Below are 22,952 nucleotides of genomic sequence, written 5' to 3'. Positions count from 1 at the left end.
TGAAAATTGGGCCGGGTAATCGGCTGCGGCCGATTACCCCCTATTGCAGGGCAGTTGGGCCTGAAAGCCTGCGCACCGCAGGCGGTATGCGGCATATCGGATGGGGACAAGCGTGGCAGAAATGACGGCTGAACTACCGCGCGTGCAAGAGCAGGCCGGTAAGACCATCGTTGCCGCATCGCTCGGCAACATGTTCGAGTGCTTTGATCTGATTATCTACGGCACGATGGCTGGGACGATCGCAAAGCTGTTCTTTCCGGCGACCAATGACACCTCGTCGCTTCTGCTCTTTCTGGGTACGTTCGGTGTCACGTTTTTCGTGAGGCCGCTTGGCGCGGTCTATCTCGGTAATCTGGGCGACAAGATCGGTAGAAGGGAGGTGATGAGCCTTTCGCTTCTATTGATGACCGCGGGCATGCTCATCGTCGCTTTGGCGCCAAGCTACGCCTCTGCAGGAGTGCTTGCGCCAATAGCGGTTGTGGCAGGCCGGGTGTTGCAGGGCTTCTCGGCCGGAGGTGAGTTTGGCAGCGCGACTGCGCTCCTCGCCGAACACGATCCCCGTCGAAGAGGTTACGTCGCAAGCTGGCAAACAGCCACGCAAGGTTTTGCGCTCGGGCTGGCATCCGCATTCGGCGCGCTGCTTACGTGGGGTCTTTCACCCGACCAGTTCGAAACCTGGGGTTGGCGTGTGCCTTTCCTGTTCGGCGCCGCGCTTGGCCCGATAGGGATTTACATTCGCCGGGCCGTGATCGAGTCCTCTGAATTCTCTGAGCCGACGGAAGCCAAGCAGCCGATTCTGGAGATGTTTCGGTTGGAAAAGATGCGGGTTCTGGTCGCGTCCGGGCTGATCGTGCTGGCCACGATCACAATCTGGATGGCGGTCTTCATGCCCACCTATGCAACGAAGCAATTCCAGATGGAGCCGGCGACTGCCTTTGTTGGCACGGTGGTCACCGGCCTCGTGATCTTCCTTCTCTCCCCGGTCATTGGCGCGTTGTCCGACTTTATCGGCCGGACTGCGACCATGACGATCGGAACCGTTGCGGCGCTCGTTTTGGCCTACCCGGCCTTCGCCGTGGTGAAGCAGTCTCCGACGCTCGGCATGTTGGTGACCGTGCAAGGTCTGCTGGGCCTCGTCATTGCGCTCTATTTTGCGCCATTGCCCGCGCTGATGGCCGAGATCTTTCCGGCCAGGATGCGTACGAGTGGTCTTGCGCTTAGCTACAATCTCGGCGTGGGCATCTTTGGCGGATTTACGCCCTTCGTGCTGACGGGCCTGAGTTCGATAAGCGGTGACCCGCTTTTGCCAAGCTACTACGTCATGTTTGGCGCGCTGGTCAGCGGAGTGGCGATCTGGGTTGTCCGAGTTCGCTTCGCGTTGCGGTAAGTCTTTTAAAACAGGCGCGGTAGCATCGGTCGTCCGGCGATTGCCGGGCGACGGAACTTCGACGTGATCGCGACCCTCGCCGACGATCTCCGGACGCCATGCTACTCCGCGGCCAGCGGCGTCGGCGACGGCGGCGACCAGCACACGCAGCAATTCCGCCCCTGCGCTTTCGCCTGATACAGCGCCTGGTCGGCGGCGCTCATCAGGGCTTCCGTGCCAGCCATGCTGAGCGAGGCTTCGGCGATCCCGATACTCGCCGTGATCTGGAACGGTGCATCACGCACGCGCAGCGTCTGGGAGGCGATGCGCTTGCGGACGCGCTCCGCAACGATCCTGGCGCGCGACAGATTCGTCTCCGGCAGCACGATGGCGAACTCCTCGCCGCCGACCCGGCCGACAATGTCGGATTTCCGCTTGCCGTGCAGGCAGGCGCTGACCATGGCCTTGATCGCCTCGTCGCCGATGGCGTGGCCATAGCGGTCGTTGACGTTCTTGAAGTGATCGATGTCCACCATCAGAACCGACATCGCGCGGTGGTAGCGCTGGAAACGGCTCCACTCGGCATCCAGCGTGAATAGGAAGTGCCGCCGGTTGAAGAGACCGGTCAGCGGATCGGTGGTCGCGAGCCGCTCGAGCTGCTCCGCATTCCGGATCAGATCGGTGACGTCGTAATAGGTGATCATGCGGCCGCCACCGGCCATGGTGGTGCAATGCGCCCGGAGGCGGCGGCCGTCGGGGGTCTGCAGCTCGCGGACATGATCGCCTGCCTTGACCTCGGCGATCCGTTTGCTCGCAAAGCCCATGAGCTCCTTCGGCGATGCATGCGGATCGACCGCCCGCCGCGCGCGGGTGATCAACGAGGCATAGGTCGGACGTGTCGCCACCTCCTGTTCGTCGATCTCCCAGAACAGCCGTACTTTTTGATTCATGAATGTCGCCCTGAGCTCGCTGTCGAGCAGCAGCACGCCGTCCTGCACGGTTTCCAGCGCGTCGCGCAGTGCCTTCAGCTCATCCGACTGACGGACGATATCGGTGACCTCCATGTAACTCAGCATCCGGCCGCCGTCGGGCAGCGGCGTGCATTGCATGCGGATGACGTCGCCCTTGCTGCGACGCAGATCGAGCTGAAAACTCTCGTTCCGCGCGACGCGCTCGATGCGCTCGGCGACATAGGCTTCGATCCGGTCTGCCGGAATGTCATAGGCGCCGGTATCGCGCCCGTGGAAGATCAGCTCCGCAAAGGATGGATGCCGGTCGGCGACCGCGTCGGACAACGCCCACATCCGCCGGAACGCCTGGTTGATGAAACGGGCATTCAGCCTCGGGTCGAGCAGAACGATGCCGAGCGGCACCTGATCGAGCGCCGCCCGCAGGGCCAGCATCTGGCGGCGCACGACCTGATCTCCACCATGCTCGCCTGACGCCTTCTCATTCGACGCGGCGGTGTCGGCGACCTGCTGCAGTTCGAAGGTGACCCCGATCTGCTTTTCGGATTGCCAGGTCCGCCTGCAAGCAAGCACCGCGCTTTCGCTGGCGATCGAGAGCTGGAAGTGCTCGGGAATCCCGAGCCCGCTTTCCAGTTCGATGGTCGCGCCATCGTCGGTGATCCGGCGCACCACGCAATCGATCGCGGATTGGCCGAAGTTGAAGATGACCTTGGCGGCGAGCAGCGTGCGGCCGCGGATTTTGAGATTGGGTACGGACATGGCGGCGTTTCCCAATGAAGAGCCGCTATTCGAAACTCACAGACGATACAATGGCCCGAGGTTTCTTCTTGAGAGTTCGGTTCCTGCCTAACATGCGGTTGACGGGAACCGGCGACTTTGCCGCAACAACGCCGTGCTCGCGCGGCTTGGGATGGGTCATTGCGAGACTGGCCGGGCCCTGTTCGGCCGCCGGATGAAGTGCTCCCTCACACGCCCTTGTCGTTCGGATTGGCGACCGCGTCCTTGAGCGGCGCTGTCATCGGAAAGTTCAGGTTCACGTTCTTCGGCGGGATCGGCCGCGTGAACCATTTTGCGTAGAGTTCCTGGAATTCATTGCTCTTCATCATGGTGACCAGCGTCTTGTCGACCAGCGCCTTGAACTCCGGATCGCCCTTGCGAATGATCAGCCCGTAGGGCTCGGTGCGCAGGCTGTCGTCGATGATGCGCCAGTCGGCCGGGTTGGGGCTGCCCGCGATCAGGCTGGCGAGCAGGATGTCATCCATCACGAAGGCGTCGCTGCGCCCGGTGGTCAGCGCCAAGAACGAGGCGGCATGATCCGGCGTCAGGATGTTCTTGGTCTGAAAGTTCTTCGCCTGGGCGCGCGCGCTCAACAGCCCGATCGAGGTCGAGCCTGAGGTCAGCGAGACCGGCCGGCCGGCGAGATCCTCGAAGCTCTTGATCGGCGCGTCCTTCTGCACCACCGCCCGGATGCTCGACACGAAGATCGTGGTGCTGAAGGCCACCACCTTCTGCCGCTCCAGCGTGTTGGTGGCAGGACCGCAGACGATGTCGATGGTGCCGTTCTCGATCAGCGGGATCTGGGTGGAGAGCTGGATCGGCTGCAACCTGGTCTGCAGCGCGGGCAGCTTGAGCTCGCCCTTCACCGCGTCGACGATCCGCGCGCAGAGGTCCATGGCGAAGCCGACCGGCTTCTGGTTGTCGTCGAGATAGGAGAACGGGACCGAGACGTCGCGGTGCCCGAGCCGGATTTCGCCGGCGTCGCGGATCTTGGTCAGCGTGCCGCCGGCTGATTGGGCCTGCGTCGGGGCTGATGCCGCCACTGAAAGAAAAGCCATACAAATCAACTGCTTGAAAGTCTGATTCATCAGATGGGCTCTCGACCGTCGGCAGAATTGGATATGATAAGAGCAGATTTTATACATTACATTGCATAATCGGCAAATAGATTTTATACAATCTGAGCCCGGTCGGATATCATGACCGGGTTACCCATCGAGAGAGCAGTTGGATGGAACCTGCAACCGCAACAAGCCCTCGAGCGGCCGGACCGCACGGTTCCGCGCCGGATACCGTGCGCGAAGCGCTGCGGGCTGCTATCAGCTCGGGCGAGCTCGCGCCCGGATTGCAGCTGCGTCAGGACGAGCTCGCCGCGCGGTTCGGGACCAGCCGTATCCCGGTGCGCGAGGCGCTGCGCCAGCTCGAGGCCGAGGGCTTTGTCAGGTTCCTGCCCAACCGCGGCGCTGTTGTCTCCGACCTGTCGATCGACGAGGTGATCGAGCTGCTCGAGATCCGGATCGCGCTCGAATGTCATGCGTTGCGCTTGGCGATCCCCGCCATGGGCGAGATCGATCTCGAGCAGGCGACGAAAATCCTCCGCGCCTACGACACTGAGCCTGATCCGGCGCAATGGGGTGCCTTCAACTGGAAATTCCACGCGACGCTCTATGCGCCGTGCAATCGCCCGCGGCTGCTCAGCATGATCGAGGCGAATTACGGCCACGTCAGCCGCTTCACGCGGGCGCTGGTATCGCAAGCGACCGGCAAGGAACGTCCGCAACGCGAGCACTACCGGCTGCTCGAATTCTGCCGCGACGGCGAGGTCAAGAAGGCCGTCCGGCTGCTGCGCGATCATATCGAGGAAACCCAGAAGACGCTGCGATCGGCACAGCGTCAGGCGTTGCGCGATGCCGGCGAGGGGCGCCCGGTCTGATCGCTCGAACAATGTGAATCATCGCAGGCCCCGTTGCGGGCCTTTGGGAGACTACGCGTGAAGACCAATGACGTCGAAATCCTGGTGATCGGTGCGGGCATCGTCGGCATCGCCACGGCCTATTACCTCGCGGTCCAGCACAAGCGCGCGCGTCTGTTGATCGTCGATGAGGGCCAGCCGATGGCGCTGACCTCGGCGCAGTCGGGCGAGAACTATCGCAACTGGTGGCCGCACCCGACGATGGCCAATTTCACCAACCATTCCACCGACCTGATGGAGGAGATCGCGCGCCGCAGCGACAACCGCATCCACATGACGCGGCGCGGATATCTCCTGGTCACGCGCGAGGAGCGATCGGACGACCTGTTGCAGCAACTCTACGCCGGCTATGGCGAGCAGGCTGCGAAACTGATCCGCCTGCATGAGGGCGCAAGCCGCGGCTATCTGCCGCCGCATTCGGCGGACTGGCAGAGCGCGCCCGACGGTGTCGACGTCCTGCTCGGCCGCGATCTGATCGCGGCGCATTACCCGACCTTCGACAAGGAGGTTGCGACCGCGCTGCACATCCGCCGCGCCGGCGATATCAGCGGGCAGCAGCTCGGCCAGTACATGCTGGAGACCATGCGACCTCTGGGTGCGCAATTCCAGCAGGCAAAAGTCGTCGGCATTGCGAAGACCGATCGCTTTGCCGTCGATGTGCTGGCCGATGGCGCAAGACAGACCATCAAGGCCGATATCATCGTCAATGCCGCGGGCCCATTTGCCGCGCATGTGGCTGCGATGCATGGCGAGCGGCTTCCGATCGTCAACGTGCTGCAGCAGAAGATCGCCTTCGCCGACCGCAACCGCGCGGTCGATCGCAAAATGCCGTTTGCAATCGATCTCGACGGCCAGACCCTGGCCTGGTCCGATGACGAGCGCGAGGCGCTGTCCGCGGCGCCGGAATTTTCGCGCCTGCTGCAGCCGATGCCGGGCAGCATCCATTGCCGGCCCGATGGCGGAGATCATGGCGAGTGGATCAAGCTCGGCTGGGCCTTCAACGCCGAGCAGACCACGGAGCCGGTCCGCGAGCCGGAGCTGAATCCTTATTTCCCCGAAGTGGTGCTGCGCGCCGCGAGCCGGCTGCAGCCGCGGCTCGCGCACTATCTCGGCGCGCTGCCGCGCGACCGCGTGCATTACGGCGGCTATTATCCGATAACGAAAGAGAACTGGCCGCTGATCGGGGCGGCGAAGACATCAGGCGTGTTCCTCGCCACCGCGCTGTCCGGCTACGGCACCATGGGCGCCTGCGCCACCGGCGATCTCTGTGCCCGCACGGTCGTCGGCGCGCCCGTGCCGGCCTTCGCCCGCAGCCTTTCGCTCGCGCGCTATCAGGACAAGGCGCTGATGGACGAGCTCGCGGCGAGCGAAAGCCGCGGATTGCTGTAGCTTAAACCGACCTTCGTAGCCCGGATGCAGCGAAGCCAAATCCGGGATTGTAACCGCGGACGCTCCCGGACGCGCTCGGCTTCATCCGCGCCCGTCGCGCGCGCACTCAGTGGCTATCATTGCCGATGAGCGCCCTGATGCGCCTTGCCGGGGGCCCGAACAAGCTGGCCAAGGGCGTTCTCACCCGTTCCGGCAGCCTCAGCCAGAGGTCGCGGGCCTTGCCCGAGATGAGCGGATGCGGCTGTGGCGACCGCAGCTCAATTGGTGCGGTAAGAGGCAGGTGCGGCGTCAGTGCCGACCAGCTCTGTTGTTGCGCATCGATACGCACCAGCGCGAATGTCGGCCGCCGCTCGCGCGGTGGACCAAGCGTGCTGGCTTGCTCGATCGCCTCGTCGATGTCGCTGACAAATCGGTGGTAGCCATACGCGCCGCCTAGAATGACGTCGTGATAGGCGCGATCGACCGTTTTTTGCAGGCTGGGTACGTCGGCGAGCCGCTTCAGCACGTCATCCAGATTCCTGTAGTCCTTTCGGAGCGGAATGTAGTGTTCGTCGGGTCGGATCACATTGGAGTAGGAACCTTCGAACAATATCAGCCCGGTCTTCAGTGCAATCGCTTCGAAGAATTTTGGGCTCATTTGGCCCATGCTGACGTTGTTCTCGTGCGGAGCCACGACGCGCGCGTAGATCTCATCGTCGCTGAGGTCGGGATGCGCCCTTGCCGTGGCCTCAACACTGCTGCGAATATCACCCCACGCGTCCATGATATTGGCGCCACTCTCGGTCCCGAGCATGGCTCTCGTATCCGTCATGAAGGCGAACCAGGCGGAGCCGTTAACTCGTTTGTCTTCCTCCCATTCGATGTCGTGAGGGACATTGCGAGCGGCGCATTCAGCCTTCATCCGCTGCGCGATGGTGGATTTTTCGAATCCCAATTGCCCGTACCAGATCGGCAGCTTTCTTCCACGGTAAGCGAGCCAGAGGCGTCGTTCCGCCAGCGGCGTGCCAACTCGAACGGCAGTTCGTCGGGAACATAGCCCGTCAGGCAGGATCTGAACTTCACGTTCGGGAGTTCGGCGGACGGATAGAACTTTTCGACAAACGGCTTGGGCACGGTCGTGAAGATCGTGTCGACGCCGAGCTTCCTGATCAAGGCGCATGCCTTCCGCGGCATGTCGTATTCGTCCTGGATCAGCAGCACCTTGGGTCCGCTGAACCTGGACACAAGCTCCACGAACGAGGGCGACATCGTTTCGAACGGCATGCGCACCGAGAAATGAATGACAAGCGCATCGAACAATTCGAGAGGAAAATCGGCCTTGCAATCGAACGTCGCGGCGGCATAGGCCACGTCATGCCTCGAATGGCGCTGGATCGCCATCAGGTGCTGACGGACGAATTCGGTGGCCAGGGCATTCGGGTCGTAGAGAACGAGAATGCTGTGCGATCTGGTCTGAATGACGCTGTGCATCGGCTGGCGGCTGCTTCAACGATCTCCGGAATGCCGGTCTCGCAGGATGGAAATGGCCGGCGTCGGCCAATCGAACGGGTTGCCGTACCGCGTGAGATAGTCCTCGACGGTCGGGAAATAGTACAGGAGATCGGATGGTCGGAATTGCCCCTCCAGCAGTGCCGTAATGAAGACAACTCTTGAAGCGTTGAGTTGTTCCGTCGCGCCGATGATCGCGATCGCATCAGCCGGAACCGGCTTGCCCGACGCGATATCGTCAAAGCTCGCGATGCAGGCGATGCCCAGGGTCGGATCGATTGCCAGATGCGGCGTCTTGCCGGGTTCGCTCAGGAACAGCATCTGATGATTTCCGACGGCGCCTCCGTCCCATCCGACAAAGGAGAGCGGCCTGCGATCTGCTTCGCCGAGGAGAAGACGCGAGAAGTAATAGGTCAGCAGGCCGTAGTTCGAGCAGTCGAGATGCTCCGAGCGCAGCAGCTCACTGTAGTCCTGCGACGAGCATCCTTCGCCGTAGGGCTTGAGATTATGCGCCTCAGTTGAGGCAAACACGTATAAGAGATCCGCGCGGGTCAGCCCTGACCAGGATTGCGGCAAACAGCGCTGCATGTGTTCCAGCGCCGTCGCTGAAACATCCCGCAGAACATCCGGTCGCTCGGACATCGCATCGCCGGTGATTGCGCCGAGGCGAGGCAATTCGACGATCTTGATCTGAGATAGTGCGCGCGTTGTCCGTAGCGAAGATATTTTTTTTGCGAAACGAAGAAACATTTTGAAATTGAAGGCTGGCGAAAATATTTCGCTCCGCCTTCTTACTTCAATAAGCCGCTCCATGACAGTCGCCGCCCCGGGATTGTGTCATCTCAACGATGCAATTCGGCGAGCGGGTTGTCAGGTTAAAAATCGGCAAAGCTTCTCATGGCAGCATGTGATCTTGTCCTACGGCGTGGTCACACTTCCCGCGCGCGCGGCGCAACGTGCTGATCGCTCGGCTGAATCGGCTTCACGCCCGCGGCAGGCGCTGCGGCCTCTGCTGCGGGGAGAGGCCGCCTCGCATCCGTCGGAACAGATGATCTTATTCCTTGCCGAAGGCGCCGTGACGACCGACGCCGGAGGCGAAGCGCGTTGCGCCCGACAGCGTCTCGCCCGAGGCGATCACATCGAGCCCGCCGCGCATCTCGTTCCTGATCGCCTCTTCCTCGTCGAGGTCCCACTGCCGCAGCGCCGACAAGCGGTCGGCGCGCATGCAGTTCTGCGGAAAGCGGGTGATGTCATTGGCAAGCGCGATCGCGTGCGCGCGCGTCTCGCCCTTCGGCACCAATCGGTTGGCGAGGCCCATGCGATACGCCTCCGCGCCGCCGACCGGGCGTCCGGTGAGGATCAGATCGATCGCCTGCGAATGGCCGATCAGCCGCGGTAGGCGGATGGTGCCGAGATCGATCAGCGGCACGCCGAAGCGGCGGCAGAACACGCCGAAGGTCGCGTCCTCGGCAACCACGCGCATGTCGGCCCACAGCGCGAGCTCCATGCCGCCGGCCACCGCAAAGCCCTCGATCGCGGCGATCACGGGTTTCGAAAGCCGCAGCCGGCTCGGTCCCATCGGCGCGATCGTGTTGTGGCCACCGATCTCGCGCTTCTTGTTGGGATCGCCTGCCGCCACCGCTTTCAAATCGGCGCCGGCACAAAAATAGCCGCCGGTGCCGGTGAACACCGCGACCGCCGCGCTCGCATCGGCGTCGAAGGCAAGAAACGCGTCATACAGTTTGCGCGCGGTGGCGCCGTCGACGGCGTTGCGGTTGTGCGGACGGTTGATGGAAATGATTGTGATCGGGCCATCGCGCTCGACGAGCACGGTATCGGCATAGGACATGGGGCGCTCCCTGGGCTGTTCTTGTTGTGCCCAGAGAGTGACATCAGTGGCGAGGTGCGCGCAATCCCGTGACAGACAGCACAATTCCGTAGGGTGGACGTCGCGGCGCACGCCGTTCTTTCCCCGTCATCCTGAGGTGCGAGCGGAGCGAGCCTCGAAGGATGCACGGCCTCGCTGGTGGCCGTCGACCCTTCGAGGCTCGCTTTCGCGAGCACCTCAGGGTGACGGTGATAGATCAAAAGTGACGGTGATAGATCGAATATGAGGACGGTAGCTAAACCTTCAGCTCGGTCCCCGTCACGCGGCGATATGCCTCAAGGTATCGCTTGCTGGTCGCATCCACCACGCTGGCCGGCAGCGGCGGGGCGGGCGCGTCGCCGTTCCAGCGGCCGGCGTGGCGCTCGACGTCGAGATAGTCGCGCAGCGGCTGCTTGTCGAAACTCGGCTGCGGCTGGCCGGGCTTGTAGGCGTCGACCGCCCAGAAGCGCGACGAATCCGGCGTCATCACCTCGTCGATCAGGATGATGCGGCCATCCTTGTCGCGCCCGAACTCGAATTTCGTGTCCGCGATGATGATGCCGCGGGCGCGGCTGGTCTGTTCGCCGTAGCCGTAGACGTCGCGCGCCATCTTCTCGAGCGTCGCGGCAACCTCGGCGCCTACGATCTCGCGCACCCGCGCCACCGTGATGTTCTCGTCATGGCCGGCCTCAGCCTTGGTCGCCGGGCTGAAGATCGACGGCTCCAGCTTCTGGCTCTCGACCAGGCCGGCCGGCAGTTTCTCGCCCGCAAGCGTGCCGTCGGCCGCGTATTCCTTCCACGCCGAGCCGGAGATGTAGCCGCGGATCACGCATTCGATCGGGAACACGGTGGTGCGCTTGCACAGCATCGCGCGCCCCAGGATGTCGGCGCGATGGTTCTTGAGCTCAGGCACCGCGCGGATGATCTCGTCGGCGTCGGCGCTGATCATGTGATGCGGCACGGTGCCTTCGAGCTGCCGAAACCACCAGGCGCTGATCTGGGTCAGCACCGCGCCCTTCATCGGAATTGTTTCCGCCATCACGACGTCGAACGCCGAGATGCGGTCGGTGGTGAGCAGCAGCACCCGATCATCGCCGACGGCGTAGATATCGCGCACCTTGCCGCGGCCGATCCGGGGCAGAGGCAAATCGCTGGATAGCATCGCGGTCATGGGCGGGGTCTTTCCGGGCTCGTTTCTCAAAGACGGACGCCCGCACGAGGCGTGCGGGCGCCGAAGATTAACACAGGAAATAGCTCACTCCGGCAGCGGAATGAACTCGTGTTCGTGCGGAACCTGCGCGAAACGCCCGGTTTTCCAGTCCTGTTTGGCCTGCTCGATCCGCTCCTTCGAGGAGGAGACGAAATTCCACCAGATGTGGCGCGGCCCTTCCAGGGCGTCGCCGCCCAAAAACATCATGCGGGTCGGCCGCAGCGTCTTCACGGTGATGCGGTCGCCGGGCCGGAAGATCAGGAGGCGCGGTCCCTCATGGCGGTCGCCCGCGATCTCGACCTCGCCGTCGACGAGGTAGATCGCGCGCTCCTCGTGATCGGGGTCGAGCGGCACCGAGGTGCCGGCCTGGGCGGTCACCTCGGTGTAGAACCATGGCGAGACCATGCTGACCGGCGAGGTGATGCCGAAGGCAGAGCCCGCGATGACGCGCGCGGTGAAGTCGCGCTCGGAGATCATCGGCAGGTCGCCCGCGCCATAATGCTGGAACGACGGCGCGATCTCTTCCTTGCCCGCAGGCAGCGCGATCCAGCTTTGCAGCCCGAGCATCTTCTGGCCGTCGCGGCGCTGCACGTCGGGGGTGCGCTCGGAATGCGCGATGCCGCGGCCCGCGGTCATCAGGTTCATCGCGCCGGGCTGGATCTCCTGGATGTTGCCCTCGCTGTCGCGATGCATGATGCTGCCGTCGAATAGATAGGTGACGGTGGCAAGCCCGATATGCGGATGCGGCCGCACGTCCATGCCCTTGCCGGCGAGGAATTGCACCGGCCCGAAGTGGTCGAAGAAGATGAAGGGCCCGACCATCTGCCGCTTGCCATGCGGCAGCGCGCGGCGCACCGCAAAGCCGTCGCCGAGATCGCGGGTGCGCGGCACGATGATCAGATCCAGCGCGTCGCAGGTCTGGGGATCGCCGAGTTCGGGATCGGTCGAGGGCTGCCAGCTCATGGAAAGTCTCCTTCTCTTTTGCCGCGATCATACTCCAATCGTCGTCCCGGCCAAGCCAACGGGTCGGCGCGAAGCGCCGCCCGATGACAGGCTCCGCGCGAGCCGGGACCCATAACCACGGATGCTTACGTTACGAACGCTGTGGCCCCAGCTCTCCGCACCAACTGATAGCGGTGGGTATGGGTCCCGGCCTTCGCCGGGACGACGACATACTTCTGACGCGTGAGCGCGCGTGATAACAGCGTAAACTTGGAAACTGGAGGAGGCCATGGTTTCTCTGATCAGGCCGGGCGCAAAGCTGTTGCAGGTCGACGGTCCCGTGATCGAGACGGAACGGCTGTTGCTGCGGCCGTGGCGGGCGTCCGACATCGCTGACAACACGAAAATGCTGTCCGATCCCGAGACGGCGCGCTTCATCACGCCGGATCATCAGCCGGTCACCTCGGAGCTGAAGGGCTGGCGCAATGCCGCCGTCATCTCGGGCCATTGGGCGCTGTATGGCTTCGGCATGTTCGCGCTCGAGGAGAAATCCTCAAGCCGCTACATCGGCCGGGTCGGCCCATATTATCCGCCGGAATGGCCGGGCTTCGAGGTCGGCTGGGGCATCGCCAAGGCACATCGCGGCAAGGGCTATGCGGTGGAAGCCGCGCGCGCCGCGATCGACTTTGTGTTCGCCAATTTCACCGTCGACCGCATCATCCATTGTATCGATCCGGCCAACGTCGCCTCGCAGGCCGTGGCGCGGCGGCTCGGTGCTGTCAACGAGGGGCCGGGCCAGCTCGAGGGCGATGTGGTCGATATCTGGGTGACGACACGTCAGCGCTGGCAGCACGAGCCGTCTTGAAAAACCTCGTTCAACCGACGATTGTTCGGCGATGAAATCGGCCGCACTTGAACTCTGCCTGCGCAGCGCCAGCGTGGCACTGCTGCTGGTGCTTGCCGCCTTGCTGCTCACTGATTTTCGCAAGGTGCTGTCCGGGCGCCTTGCGGCCGCCTTCGCGCTTGGTTCGGCCGCGCATGCGGTGACCGCGTCGATTGGTGCCGGGCCGCCGGTCTCGGACTGGCATGCGCCACTGATCGCGCTCTCGACCGGCGATATCGTAGTGTTCTGGCTGTTCACGCGTGCGCTGTTCGATGATGCGTTTCAGCTGCGCTGGTGGCACGGCCTGATCTGGGCCGCGGTCGTGGCTTACAGCTTCGTCGTGGCTTACAGCTTCGTCAATTGCATGTGGATTGCACCCGCCGGTCACGCGCGGATCGCGATCATCATGGTCAATTCGCTCACGCTCGTCTTCGTTGCGCTCGCGGTGGCGCAAACCATCGGATCGTGGTCGGCAGATCTGGTCGAGCGTCGCCGCCGTGTCCGCGTCTTCATCGTCGCCGCATCTGCGCTGTACGGCGGCATGAACGCGCTGCTTCAGATCGCCTATGCCGGCAGCCGCGTGACCGTGGAATGGGCCAATTTGCTGAACGTGGCCGTGCTCACCGCCATCGTGGCCGCAATCACCTGGGCGATGATGCGCGTCGACGGCGCCGAGTTGTTCACGGTGCCGGCGGAGGCCGTCGTGCTGACGAAGCCGGCCGCGGTCGAGGAGGCGGCGGACCAGAGGCTGGTCGATGCCCTGATGCGGCTGATGGCGGACGAGCGGGTCTATCGCCACGACAACGTCACGATCGGCACGCTGGCAACCCGGCTGAAGATCCCCGAATATCGTCTCCGGCGGCTGATCAACCAGCGGCTCGGCTACCGCAATTTCAACGTCTTCCTCAACAACCACCGCATCGAGGAAGCCAAGGCCGCGCTCGCCGATCCCTCGCAGGCTGAAGTCCCCGTCATCACCATTGCGATGGACGCCGGATTCCAGTCGCTCGGCCCCTTCAACCGCGCCTTCAAGGCGACCACCGGCGTGACCCCGACGGAGTACCGGAAGGTGAAGGCGGGTGTGGTGTGAGGGTTGCCGCCGGCTCCGCTGCACCCTCTCCCCTTGTGGGAGAGGGTGGCGCCGAAGGCGCGGGGTGAGGGGTTTCTCTCCGCGGATAGAGACCCCTCATCCGGCGCGGATTGCATCCGCGCCACCTTCTCCCACAAGGGGAGAAGGGAAGGGACGTCACCGCAGCTGTCTGTAATCACAACACAATTCCAGAATCGGCGAGCCGCCGCCAATCCTCGACTAGCCGCATTTCCAAATCCGGCGAGCGTTTCCCGGCGTCCCGCGGCCTGATCCCGGCCACGCCCATCGCGTCATTGCCGGAGGATCCCGTGACCCGTCGAAAGCTCTTTCTTGTTCTCGCCGCCACCACCGCTTTCGGTGCGTTGGCGCTGTCTGCCGCCCGCGCCCGCGATGTGCCCAGGGTCGCGACCGGTTTTGTTGCGAACATCGTCTGCTCGGAGACCTTCGTCAGCGGACTCGACCCGAAGCGAAACCTGGCCGAGACCACGGACGCGATGCCGGGGACCGGCCTGATCACCTGGGCGATGGACACCGAGGTCGACCTTGATCGCAAGGACGTCACCGTGACGCTGTTCGGGCTTGGCCGCAGCCACGCAGTCTATCGCGAGGGGCTCGGCTGCACGCTCGACCACGGCGCGGTGCTCGCCGATGGCCCGCTGCCGCCGTCGAGGCCGCAGGCCGCGTTGCTGCCCGAGATCGCCGGTCCCGCGATCGTTGCACCACAGACCCCGCAGCTTGCGGCCGCGCTGGATCGCGCCTTTGCGGAACCGGCCGAGCCGCCGTTCCGCCGCATCCGCGCGGTCGTCGTCATGAAGGATGGCCGCATCGTCGCCGAGCGCTATGCCGACGGCATCGGCATCGACACGCCGCTGCTCGGCTTCTCCGCGACCAAATCGGTGATCTCGGCCCTGATCGGAATTCTGGTGCGCGACGGCAAGCTTGCGGTCGACCAGCCGGTGCCGATCGCCGCCTGGCAGGATCCGAAGGATCCGCGCCACGCGATCACGGTCGATCAGCTCCTGCGCCACACCGCGGGCCTCGCGCTCGGCAGCTCGCTGCAGGCCTCGCTGGCCTCCGCGCTCGAGCCGGTCAACCGGATGAAGTTTATGGAGCCGGACATGGCCGCGTACGCCGAGAGCATTCCGCTCGAGACGGCGCCGGGCAAGGCGTGGAATTATCACGACGGCAATTTCATCATCCTCTCGCATCTGATCCGCAACGCGGCCGGTGGCCACGCCGCCGATGTGATACGGTTTGCGCGGGCTGAATTGTTCGGTCCGCTCGGCATGCGCAATGTCGTGATGCAGTTCGATGCTGCGGGCACGCCGGAAGGATCGGGCGCGATGATGGCGAGCGCACGCGACTGGGCGCGTCTCGGCCAGCTCTATCTCAATGACGGTGTCGTCGGGGGAAAACGCATCCTGCCCGAAGGCTGGGTGAGGTATTCGGCCGCGCCGACGGCGAATGCCTGGGTCGGCATCGGCGCGGGCTTCTGGACCAATCTCGGCGACAGCTTTGGCGCCAATTATCGTGTCGCGCACGGCATGCCGCGCGACGCCTTCTTCGCCAAGGGCACGATCGGGCAGTATGTCGTGATCGTGCCGTCGCAGCGGCTCGTTATCGTCCGGCTCGGCCGTTCGCCGAACATGCCGGCTGAGGCGGACGGCGTGTTCGACCTGGTCCGTGACGTCGTCACAGCGACTCCCACCGGCGCGCGGCTCCCGGCGGCAATTGACTAGGGCGTTTTCCAGCGAAGTGGATACCGGTTCGCGTGAAGAAAACGCGTCAAAACAAGAATCTAGAGCTCCGTTCCGATTCCATCGGAACGGAGATAGCTCTAGCACGTCACACACCCGCGCGATCGTGATTTGAATCTCCGCGTGAGGAATTTTCTGATGCCGCGGCGCATCTCGCGCCAGATGCGCCGCAGTTCCCTCAGATTGCCTCAGCCGGAGACCATCATGCCGAAAGCCTACTGGATCGTGCACGTCACGGTTCACGACGAAGCCCGCTATCCCGAATATCTCGCTGCCGCGATGCCGGTGTTCGCGAAATACGGCGCCAACTTCATCGTGCGCAACGGTCCCTATGAGGTGATGGAAGGCGCGACCCGCCAGCGCAACTTCGTCATCGAGTTCAAGGATCGCGCCACCGCGATGGAATGCTACACCTGCCCCGAATATCAGGCCGCGAAAGCAATCCGGCAGAAATATTCGGATGGGGATTTTGTGATCATCGATGGCGCGGAGTAGGCGAGCCTCGTACTCTCGGACATCGCAGTGAGGTGAGCACACCTCTCAGGCTCCCTCCCCCCTTGCGGGGGAGGGTTGGGGAGAGGGGTAAGCCGCGGGCTCAGATGTTCGATGAACGCATCGCCCTCGTAAATGCTTTTGTCTGTCGTCACGACAGATACGGAGAGCGCACGCCGTGTGACACCCCTCTCGCTAACCCTCCCCCGCAAGGGGGGAGTGAACCCTTCCATCTATGGCTCCCTTACGCGCTCAATCACTGAGTTGCCCGACGGGTCAAGCCCGGACGGTAAAAATATTTCGCTTTATCAGAAGTATGACTCAGTGTATGGTTTGCCCGTCTCACCCGATCGAGGGGCGCTTCGCGGTCGTCACGAACGCGGTGTGGGATGCGGTGGACGCTGAGATCACGACGGACGAAGCGTGATTGAGGCGGACGGTGAAGTCGTGTGGTTCTGGCGCCCAGTGGCAGGTGCCCCCTAGCAAAACGCACAAGCGTTTTTGCGACGGCGGTGACAAGCAAGCCCGGTCTCACCGGGAAGAGCACGAAGTAAGCCGTAACCCATTGCGCAGGGAAGGCCGGATGTTCCGGTTTCGCCTGTGGTCCTGTCTCCCGTGCTTTTTGTTGCACGGGACCCGCGGGTGCAATCGGCGCCCGGCCTTCCCAGCGCCCTCTCACGATCGAGGAGGGTGATTTGATCGCTCACTCGGGCGCAACGCGTCGCGAGGATGCGAACGCATATCCCTCACGCTGTTTGACAATGTTGATCCGGGACTAACGTGGCTCCGTCGGCGCTGCCGCTCCGTCACCCTGAGGAGCGCGCTCTTGCGCGCGTCTCGAAGGGTCGACGGCCACCAGTCGGGCCGCGCATCCTTCGAGGCTCGCCCGGCGGCGCTGTTGCGCCGCAAGGCTCGCACCTCAGGATGCACCTCAGGATGACGGGATTAACGGTTGTGCAGAAATCGCAAAAGCAGCGCGCAGCGTCAGCGCACGATGCGCTTCACGCGCGCCTTCTTCTTGGCGATGGGGGCTGGCGCCAGTTCGGCCTCGGCGGCGGCTTGGGCCTCGCGCGCTTCGCGCAGCGCGCGCAGCCGCTCCATGTTCTTGCGGATCGCGGCCGCGTCGCGCTCGACCATCGGCGATGGCGCGCGCGCCTTCCTCGGCCGCCATCCGCTGGCGGTCGGCTCTCGCAAGGCTTGCGGGCGATGGAGCGGGCTTCCTGGCGTTCATCGGCATCCTCTCAAGGGCATGATTCCCCCGCGCAAGCGCGTCGCGTCTGTGTCCTGCGGCGCTTCTGTCTCGCCAAACGGCGCGACGTCGCGTTCTCAGGGATCACGCGCAAAAGCACATGCTAAAGCCCGCCCAATCCGGGTGGATCGAGCGGGCAGCAACGTCATTCCAGTACATCCGTGGAATGACGAACCGGCATGATCTCCGCGCAAACGCTAGCGTTTGTCGCGAGCGAAAAGCGCGTCGCGCTTTCCGCCGTAATCATGCCCAAGCAGGAATCTCAGACGATCTGAAGATTCTCGGCGCTGGTCTTGCCGCGCATCTTGTCGGTCTTCAGCTCGAACGAGACCTTCTGTCCTTCAGCGAGGCCAGTCAGACCGGCACGCTCGACCGCGCTGATGTGAACGAACACATCCTTGCTGCCGTCGCTCGGCTCGATGAAACCGAAGCCCTTCTGGCCGTTGAACCACTTCACAGTACCTGTCGCCATCTTCTCTTCTCCAAAGCGCGTAAGCGCGTTTTTGCGCAATACTGCGCGTCACATCCATTCAACTGGCGATGTCTTTGGAGGAGGGCCGTTCTGGCCATTCAACAAGGCACAACGGCTAATCGAATGGCCCTAATATACACACTTTCCCCGCGAATGCAAGGTTTCGGCGGTAGCGGGTTCCCGCTGGCGGATGCGGCCGAGAACGCCGCAGCGATGCGAATTCTCAATCCGTCACCCTGAGGAGGCCGCAACGCGGCCGTCTCGAAGGGTCGACGGGCACGAGCGGGGCCGTGCACCCTTCGAGGCTCGCTCCGCTCGCGCCTCAGGATGACGGAATTGGGTGAGTGCACATCAATGACGAGTGGAGGAAGCAGGGCTCACTCCGCCGCCGCCTCGGCGCTCGGCTCGCCCTTCCAGCTCAGAATCTCCGCGGCGAGGATCGGGTGATTGAATCCCTTCAGCACGAGGTCGTCGATGGCGCGGCCTTCGACATGGGGTTCGACGATGCCGTAGACGCGGCGGCTCACCACGATCTGGCCGGCCTTGGCCTCGCCGCACAGGCGGGAGGCGAGGTTGGTGACGCTGCCGATCGCGGCATATTCCAGCCGCTGCTCGAAGCCGACCTGGCCGAGCGTGGCGTAGCCGACCGCGATGCCGATGCCGAACCCCAGGCTATGCCCGCGGTTGCGCCAGCGCTCGGTCAGCGGGCCGATGGTGTCGCGCATCTCGAGTGCCATCTTCACCGCGCGCAGCGTGTGGTCTGCGAGCAGGATCGGAGCGTTGAACAGGATCATCACGCCGTCGCCGGCATATTTGTCGAGCGTGCCCTCATACTTGAAGATCAGCGTGCCGAGCGCCGCGTGATACTCGCGCAGTACGTTCATCGCCTCTTCCGGCTCGGTCGCTTCGGTGAAGGCGGTGAAGCCGCGCAGATCGCAGAACACCACGGTGACTTCGCGGCGGTGGCTGGCGAGCAGCCCCTCGGGACTCTCGGAGGAGGCGATCAGCTGCGCCACCTGCGGCGCCAGGAAACGCTCGAGCTTGCGGATGCGCTCGATCTCCGAAAGCTGGGTCTCGACGCGGGCCTCCAGCGACTTGTTCCAGTCCTTGAGCTCCTCGGTCTGCTCGCGGAGCTTGTCGGCCTGCTCGCGCACGGTGGAATGGGCTTGTTCCAGCGCGTGACTCTTCTGGTCGACTTCGGTGAACAGCCGCGCGTTGCGCATCGCCAGCACCGCCTGGTTCGCAAAGGTCTTCATCAGGCCGATCAGGCTCGCGGGGAAGTCGCCCGCCGCCTTGCGCAGCACCACCAGCGAACCGAGCACGCCCTGCTGGTCGACCAGCGGCACCACCAGCACCGAGTGGAAGCCGGCGCCGACCACGACATCGCGCAGCGCATGATCGCCCTCGCCTGCGAGATTGGGGAACGCCAGCGGCTCGCCATTGGCCGCGGCTTCAGCAAGGGGGCTGTTCGCCGCATCGATCGCGCGATGGCGGCCCTCGGCCTCAGCGTCGATGCCGATCGATTGCGTCAGGTTGAAGCTGCGGTGCGCGGCGTCATAGCCATAGATCAGCACGGCGTCGGCATGGGTGATCTCGAGCGCGCGGGCGGCGACCGTCGGCAGCACCGCGTTGAGATCGAGCGAGGAGGCCACCGCGCGGCCGACCTCCTCGAGCACCTTCAGCTCGTTGATCGATTGCGCGAGGTCGCGGGTGCGCTCCTTCACCTTCCATTCGAGGTCGGAATAGGTTTCCGCAAGCTGCGAGGCCATGCTGTTGAACTGCCCGGCGAGCTCCTCCAGTTCGTCCGCGGTCTTGACCTCGATGCGATGGCCGAAGTCGCCGGCGCCGAGCCGCCGCGCGCCGGCACGAAGGGCTGTGATCGGCACCAGCATGCGGCGCGCCAAAATCGTGCCGGCGATGATTGCGACCAGGAGGCCGAGCGCGATCAGCAGCGCGATGCGCACCAGCTGGTCGCGGATCGGGGAGAGCGCCTGCGACGTCGGCTGCTCGACAAACACGTGCCAGCCGAGATTCGGTGCGGCGCTCGCCGTGGTCAGCACCGCGTTGCCGTTGATGTCGGTGCCGGAGGCGAGCCGCTTGCCGGCGGGCGACAGCACCGCGGCGACCTGCGGCAGCGCGGCGAGATCCTTGCCCGTCTCCGGGCCCTTCGACGAGCTCGCCAGCACGCGGCCCTTGCCGTCGACGACATAGGCAAAGGCGAGGCGGCCTATCTGGGAATCGCCGAAATAGTCGTTGAGAAAACGCAGGTCGATCTCGGCCACGGTGACGCCGGCATTGAAGCCGGAATGCTGCTCGCCGATCGACATGAAGGGCCGCCCGTCGCGGAAAGTGGCCGGCGCGTAGGCGGTGCCGCGGCTCACTGCCTCGATGAAGCGGAGGTCGCGGGACAAGTCGGCGTTGGAGTTCACGGTGATGCTCTGGCGCGACAGCCGCAGCAGCTCGCGGCCCTGGCCGTTGATCAGCGTGAGCTGGCTCACCGCCGGCACCTGGCCGAGCAGCTGGGCATAGTCGGCGCGGCGCAGCTCGATGGTGTTGGAGGAGGCGCGGGTCACCCAGGAAATCTGCCGCTCGAGATCGGAGATCGCCTGCTCGATGCGCTTGGCGGTGGCGTCCGCCTTCTCGCTCATCGCGTCGGTGAGCGTGCTCCTGATGCCGCGGTAGCTGATCCAGGTCTCAAGCGCGCCGTTGACCGCCAGCACGAACACGACAAGCCCGACCAGCGCGAGGACGTATTTGGCGAACAGGCCGCCGCGCAGGAACCAGATCTTGCCCTTGTCCATCACCCCGTTCATCCAGCCTCGTCCGCCCCCTCGCAATCGGGGGCGCCGCATCATCCGGCGCTGTTTAGCACGGATCGGCGGGGCAGGGCGGAGCCTCCCGCCGCATGGTTAGCCCCGGATATTGGCGGGGGATATCCGGGAATAATCAGCGATTGAACAGCTGGCGCAGCACGTCGTTCATCGCCGGATTGTCGTGCTGCTCGGCGGTCGTACCGGGCGGGGGATTGGGTGGCGGGGGTTGGTCGGCGGCCGGCGGTGCGTCGGGCGCGGATGGGGCCAAGTTGCGGCTCGGGCGGGAGGCGTTGCCCTGGTTCATTGTGGAGAGGCCCTGCTGCAGCAGGTTGCCGATGGTCTCGCCAAGCTGGCCGCCGAGCGGGTTGCTCTGGCCGGCGCCGCCTGGAGGTTGGCTGGTGCCGGGCTGTCCGCCGGTTCCGCCGCCCTGCGCGCCGTTGAGGAGATTGCTCAGCCCGCTGAGGCCCTCGGTCAGACCTTGGCCATTCGCGCCGAACAGGCCCTTGCCCATCTCCTTGAGCTTGGCATAGGCGGCCTGGGGATTGTTGAGGATGCCCTGCATCTCCGGATAGATCCGCGGGCTGACCCAGGGGCCCTCGACCATCACGGGGATGCCGAGGCCGACCGGATTGCCGGCGCGGCCCTGGCCTTCGGTGGTCATCACGAGCTGCGGCTCGACGCGAAACCCGATCTGCCTTGTGTTGAGGTCGACGGTGCCGACCCCGGTCATCTTCACCAGCGGGCCGACCAGATTGAGATCGGTGGTGATCGCCTGGCCCTTGTCGATCTTGAACGACGCCGAGAGCTGGCTGAGATCGGTCGAAAGCTCCTGGCTTTCCTGCCAGCCCGACAAGGTGCTGGTGGTGAGGCTCCGGATCATCTGCGCGACGTTGAGGCCGAGGATCTTGCCGTCCTGGAACACGACGAAGGCCGTGCCGCCGAGATTGCCGACGATGGCGCGCTCGCTTCCGCCCTGCGAGCTCAGCGCGATCTTGGCCTGCATGCGTCCGTCGAGCTTGTCGAACTCGGCGAGGCTCTTCAGCACCGGCAGCGCGCGCACGCCGGCGAGATCGAGCCGCAGCGCGTAGGTTGGAGCAGCGCCCCTCGCGTCGATGGTGAGGTCGCCATTGGCGGTGCCCTCATAGGCGCCGAGATTGGTGAGCCGGCCCTTGAGCACGCCGCTGTCGACCGAGGCATCGATCGCCGCGGACGCGAAGCGGCCGTCGCCGATCACAAGCTCGGCCGCCGAGATGCGCGCCTGCGCGTCGACATAGTTGAGCCCGCCAAGGTCGATCGAGGCGTTGCTCCAGCTGTTCGTGCCCAATGGCTGCGATGTGCCGGACTGGCTCGGCGTCAGCGCAATCGCAATGCGCTGGAAGTCGAGATCGAGCTTCACCAGCGGCTTGTTGCTGGCGAAGTCGACCGAGGCCCAGCCGGTGAAGCCGCCGTCGCCGAGCGTGCCGGACACGCCGTTGAACATCACGACCGTGCCGTTCAACCTCAGCTCGGCATTCGCCTTGATCGCCGCGGGCAACAGGCCCGGCGCATCGATGTTGAACTCGGCCGGCACGCTCTGACGCTCCAGCGGCGCTTGCGGTGTGGTCGCGCGGATCTCGAACTTCAGCGGCTTGTCGCTCGCGCGCGCGTCACCCGTGACCACGATCTTGCGGTCGGCGCCGATGGTCGCGTCGGCGTTGAGCATCTCGATCCGGTTCTCGATCCGATCGCGCACATTGGAAAACACGATGGTGCCGCCGCTGACGCTGACATGCCGGATCGTGATGCCGCCATTTTCGGACGCAGCAGACTTCGCCGGCGGATTATGGTCGCGGGTGCGCTCGCGCTGCAGCGGCAGGTTGATCACGGGCTTGACGATGATGAGGTCGGTGATATCGGGCTGGCCCGACCACAGGCTCGACAGCGTCATCTCGGCTTCGACGCTGGCAGCGGCGAACCGGTTATTGACCTCGCGCTCCCGCGGGTCCTGCAACACGACGTCGCTCAGCGTCACATTGACGGTCGGCCAGAGGCCAATCTTGGCGCCGCCATTGATCGCGAGCTTGTAGCCGGTCTCGCGCTCGACCCGCTCGGTGATACCAGAGGTGAGGAAGGTGGTCGGAATCCCGACCGCCGCCACCAGCGCGATGATCACAATCACGGCAGCAATGGCGGCCCCGGCAAATCTCAGTGCTCTCATGTCGTCGTTCCAGGCCGGGC

The 22,952-nt window shown here is 64.3% G+C and carries 18 protein-coding genes and 1 pseudogene; 7 read left to right on the top strand and 12 right to left on the bottom strand.

From position 1 onward, the window contains the following. The first annotated feature begins 121 nt into the window (after positions 1–121). Positions 122–1,387 (top strand): MFS transporter, encoded by a 1,266-nt coding sequence (locus HAP54_RS11075; RefSeq protein WP_224741944.1) that lies wholly within the window; start codon positions 122–124, stop codon positions 1,385–1,387. 101 nt (positions 1,388–1,488) lie between these two features. On the opposite strand, the gene HAP54_RS11070 is transcribed toward HAP54_RS11075, so the two are convergent. Both HAP54_RS11070 and HAP54_RS11065 read right to left on the bottom strand, forming a co-directional pair. After that, positions 1,489–3,093, bottom strand: coding sequence for a sensor domain-containing diguanylate cyclase (locus HAP54_RS11070; protein WP_166299960.1), 1,605 nt, complete (start codon positions 3,091–3,093; stop codon positions 1,489–1,491). Between the two features lie 206 nt (positions 3,094–3,299). Further along, a complete protein-coding gene (locus tag HAP54_RS11065; RefSeq protein WP_224741299.1) occupies positions 3,300–4,169 on the bottom strand; it encodes an amino acid ABC transporter substrate-binding protein in 870 nt (289 codons plus the stop codon). Positions 4,170–4,405: 236 nt separating this feature from the next. On the opposite strand from HAP54_RS11065, the gene HAP54_RS11060 reads away from it, so the two are divergent. Further along, complete coding sequence (locus HAP54_RS11060; RefSeq protein WP_248114242.1) at positions 4,406–5,044, top strand: GntR family transcriptional regulator; 639 nt, start codon at positions 4,406–4,408, stop codon at positions 5,042–5,044. 57 nt (positions 5,045–5,101) lie between these two features. Next, on the top strand, positions 5,102–6,472 hold the full coding sequence (locus HAP54_RS11055) for an NAD(P)/FAD-dependent oxidoreductase (protein WP_166299954.1): 1,371 nt from the start codon (positions 5,102–5,104) through the stop codon (positions 6,470–6,472). A 106-nt stretch (positions 6,473–6,578) separates the two neighbouring features. Here HAP54_RS11055 and HAP54_RS11050 read toward each other — a convergent pair whose 3' ends face one another. From HAP54_RS11050 to HAP54_RS11025, 6 genes are all read right to left on the bottom strand, one after another. After that, positions 6,579–7,406 (bottom strand): hypothetical protein, encoded by an 828-nt coding sequence (locus HAP54_RS11050; protein WP_166299952.1) that lies wholly within the window; start codon positions 7,404–7,406, stop codon positions 6,579–6,581. Further along, a complete protein-coding gene (locus HAP54_RS11045; protein WP_166299950.1) occupies positions 7,370–7,822 on the bottom strand; it encodes a hypothetical protein in 453 nt (150 codons plus the stop codon). Before HAP54_RS11045 ends, HAP54_RS11050 begins: the two co-directional genes overlap by 37 nt. A gap of 135 nt (positions 7,823–7,957) precedes the next feature. Further along, positions 7,958–8,710 (bottom strand): hypothetical protein, encoded by a 753-nt coding sequence (locus HAP54_RS11040; RefSeq protein ID WP_166299948.1) that lies wholly within the window; start codon positions 8,708–8,710, stop codon positions 7,958–7,960. A gap of 304 nt (positions 8,711–9,014) precedes the next feature. Then, positions 9,015–9,809 (bottom strand): crotonase/enoyl-CoA hydratase family protein, encoded by a 795-nt coding sequence (locus HAP54_RS11035; protein WP_166299946.1) that lies wholly within the window; start codon positions 9,807–9,809, stop codon positions 9,015–9,017. Positions 9,810–10,083: 274 nt separating this feature from the next. After that, the gene (locus HAP54_RS11030; protein WP_166299944.1) at positions 10,084–10,998 is read right to left on the bottom strand and encodes a phosphoribosylaminoimidazolesuccinocarboxamide synthase; all 915 of its coding nucleotides are present in this window, start codon (positions 10,996–10,998) and stop codon (positions 10,084–10,086) included. An 84-nt stretch (positions 10,999–11,082) separates the two neighbouring features. After that, positions 11,083–12,000, bottom strand: a complete 918-nt coding sequence (locus HAP54_RS11025) for a pirin family protein (RefSeq protein WP_166212595.1) — start codon at positions 11,998–12,000, stop codon at positions 11,083–11,085. Between the two features lie 268 nt (positions 12,001–12,268). Between HAP54_RS11025 and HAP54_RS11020 the strand changes: the two genes are divergently transcribed. The 4 genes from HAP54_RS11020 (at position 12,269) to HAP54_RS11005 (ending at position 16,204) form a co-directional block, all read left to right on the top strand. Further along, on the top strand, positions 12,269–12,844 hold the full coding sequence (locus tag HAP54_RS11020) for a GNAT family N-acetyltransferase (protein WP_166299942.1): 576 nt from the start codon (positions 12,269–12,271) through the stop codon (positions 12,842–12,844). A 31-nt stretch (positions 12,845–12,875) separates the two neighbouring features. Then, a complete protein-coding gene (locus HAP54_RS11015) occupies positions 12,876–13,952 on the top strand; it encodes a helix-turn-helix domain-containing protein (protein WP_166299940.1) in 1,077 nt (358 codons plus the stop codon). Positions 13,953–14,260: 308 nt separating this feature from the next. Next, positions 14,261–15,691 (top strand): serine hydrolase domain-containing protein, encoded by a 1,431-nt coding sequence (locus HAP54_RS11010; RefSeq protein ID WP_166299938.1) that lies wholly within the window; start codon positions 14,261–14,263, stop codon positions 15,689–15,691. A gap of 222 nt (positions 15,692–15,913) precedes the next feature. Further along, a complete protein-coding gene (locus tag HAP54_RS11005) occupies positions 15,914–16,204 on the top strand; it encodes a DUF1330 domain-containing protein (RefSeq protein ID WP_166299936.1) in 291 nt (96 codons plus the stop codon). A 981-nt stretch (positions 16,205–17,185) separates the two neighbouring features. Here the strand turns inward: HAP54_RS11005 and HAP54_RS11000 are convergent. From HAP54_RS11000 to HAP54_RS10985, 4 genes and pseudogenes are all read right to left on the bottom strand, one after another. After that, positions 17,186–17,432: pseudogene (locus HAP54_RS11000) on the bottom strand (hypothetical protein). 280 nt (positions 17,433–17,712) lie between these two features. Further along, positions 17,713–17,922 (bottom strand): cold-shock protein, encoded by a 210-nt coding sequence (locus HAP54_RS10995; RefSeq protein ID WP_029084280.1) that lies wholly within the window; start codon positions 17,920–17,922, stop codon positions 17,713–17,715. A gap of 377 nt (positions 17,923–18,299) precedes the next feature. Continuing rightward, complete coding sequence (locus HAP54_RS10990; protein ID WP_166299934.1) at positions 18,300–20,735, bottom strand: adenylate/guanylate cyclase domain-containing protein; 2,436 nt, start codon at positions 20,733–20,735, stop codon at positions 18,300–18,302. Between the two features lie 133 nt (positions 20,736–20,868). Continuing rightward, entirely contained in the window at positions 20,869–22,932 is a 2,064-nt protein-coding gene (locus HAP54_RS10985) for an AsmA family protein (RefSeq protein WP_166299932.1), read from the bottom strand. Positions 22,933–22,952: the final 20 nt, after the last annotated feature.

It is taken from the genome of Bradyrhizobium sp. 2S1, from assembly GCF_011516625.5.
In the GTDB taxonomy this organism is placed as follows: domain Bacteria; phylum Pseudomonadota; class Alphaproteobacteria; order Rhizobiales; family Xanthobacteraceae; genus Bradyrhizobium; species Bradyrhizobium septentrionale.
This window is presented reverse-complemented; position numbering and strand designations above follow the sequence as displayed.